2 protein-coding genes are annotated in these 2,104 nt (G+C 71.1%); both read left to right on the top strand.

Annotation, left to right across the window (positions count from 1 at the left end; all coding sequences use genetic code 11):
• Positions 1-269, top strand: a 269-nt coding sequence (locus DEIPI_RS31065) for an alpha/beta hydrolase (protein ID WP_425387858.1), incomplete at its 5' end; no start/stop codon positions are given.
• 208 nt (positions 270-477) lie between these two features.
• Positions 478-2,104 (top strand): methionine--tRNA ligase (gene metG, locus DEIPI_RS0113545; RefSeq protein ID WP_157463648.1); only part of this gene is annotated, 1,627 nt, incomplete at its 3' end.

The following is a 2,104-nucleotide window of genomic DNA, read 5'->3' as shown; positions in this document are numbered from 1 at the left end:
CCTTCTCGGGCGGCCTGATCGGGCCCGAGGGCACGCCGCGCGACTACGCCGGGAGCCTCGCGGGCACGCCCGTGTTCCTGGGCTGCAGCGACGTGGACCCGCACATCCCGGTGGAGCGCGTGCGGGAGACGGCGCGGGTGCTGGAGGGCCTCGGCGCGCGGGTGGACGCCCGCGTCTACCCCGGCATGGGGCACACCGTCGTTCAGGACGAGATCGAGGCGGTGCAGAAGATGATGCAGGAGCTCAGCGTCACGAGCCTCGGCGGGTAGCGGCGCGGGGCTTCGGGCGGGACGCTCCGCGCATGAACGCCCGTTCACGCGCGGAGCGTCCCGCGCCGGTGGGCCTCGTGTATACTCCGCTCATGAAGGCGGCGCGAATGATGCGAGGCACCCCCGGCGACTAGCGCGAGCACGTCGTCCGGGGGCGCCTTGCTGGCGCCCCGTTTTTCTTGACCTCACGCCACCCCGAGGAGCCTCCATGACCGACACCTCCAGCACCACCGTCCCCGACGCCGCCCGCGAGTCCGGCGAGGCGCGCGGGCCGTTCTACATCACGACGGCCATCGACTACGCCAACGGCGAGCCGCACATCGGGCACACCTACGAGAAGATCCTCGCGGACGCCATCGCGCGCTACCACCGCCTCGCGGGCTTCGACACGTACTTCCTGACCGGCACGGACGAGCACGGCGAGAAGATCAGCAAGGCCGCGCGCGCGAGCGGACGCAGCGAGCAGGACTTCGTGGACGACCTCGCCACGCGCGCCTTCCGGGGCCTGTGGGACCGCCTCGGCATCTCCTACGACGACTTCATCCGCACCACCGAGGAGCGCCACAAGGCGTACGTCCGGGAGATCCTCCAGCGCGTCTACGACACGGGCGACATCTACTACGCGGAGTACGAGGGCCTCTACAGCGTCGGCGCGGAGCGCTTCGTCACGGAGAAGGAGCTCGTGAACGGCATCCTGCCGGGCGACAAGGAGCCGCCGGAACTGCGGCGCGAGGCGAACTACTTCTTCCGGATGGAGAAGTACCAGGCGTGGCTGCTGGAGTTCCTCCAGCAGAACCCCGCCTTCATCGAGCCCGCCGGGTACCGCAACGAAGTCCTGGAGATGCTGCGCGAGCCCATCGGCGACCTCTCCATCAGCCGTCCGAAGTCGCGCGTGCCGTGGGGCATCGAGCTCCCGTGGGACGACAACCACGTCACGTACGTATGGTTCGACGCGCTCCTCAACTACGTCTCCGCGCTGGAGGCGGTGGGGCGCCCCGAGCTCTTCGAGCGCGCGTGGCACGTCATCGGGAAGGACATCCTCAAGCCGCACGCGGTGTTCTGGCCGACGATGCTGCGCGCCGCCGGGCTGCCCCTGTACGAGAAGCTCGTCGTGCACGCGCACATCCTCGCGGAGGACGGACGCAAGATGGGCAAGAGCCTCGGGAACGCCATCGACCCCGCCGCGCTCGTCACGGAGTACGGTCCGGACGCGGTGCGCTACACGCTGCTGCGCGAGACGACCCTCGCGAGCGACAGTCCGTACGGCGAGAACATCCTGCGGTCCCGGCTCGAGAGCGACCTCGCCAACGACCTGGGGAACCTGCTGTCGCGCACGGCGAGCATGGTGCAGAAGTACCGTGGCGGCGTGCTGCCCGCGCCGGGCGAGCAGACCGAGCGCGAGCGCGGCGTAGAGGCGCGCGCCCGCGCCCTGCCGGGCGAGGTGCTGGCGTTCGTGCGTCACCTGCGGGTGAACCAGGCGCTGGAGGCGGGCATGGAGTTCGTGCGTGACCTCAACCGCTACATCGCGGAGCAGAAGCCCTGGGAGCTGGCGCGCTCCGAGGAGACCCGCGAGCGGCTCGACACGGTCCTCTACACCGCCGTGGAGGGCCTGCGCGTCGCGAGCGTGCTGCTGGAGGCGGCCATCCCGACGAAGGCGCGCGAGCTCCGGGCGCAGCTCGGGCTGTCGGACACGCGCTATGCTCTGGCGGGCGACTGGGGGCTGACGCCTCCGGGCACGACGCTGCAGCCCGGCGCCGTGCTGTTCCCGAAACCGCAGCCCAGGGAGGGCGAGGAGGCCGCCGCGCCCGCGCCCGCCCGCAGGAAGGACCGAACCG

Source organism: Deinococcus pimensis DSM 21231, from assembly GCF_000519345.1.
Taxonomy (GTDB): domain Bacteria; phylum Deinococcota; class Deinococci; order Deinococcales; family Deinococcaceae; genus Deinococcus_A; species Deinococcus_A pimensis.
This window is presented reverse-complemented; position numbering and strand designations above follow the sequence as displayed.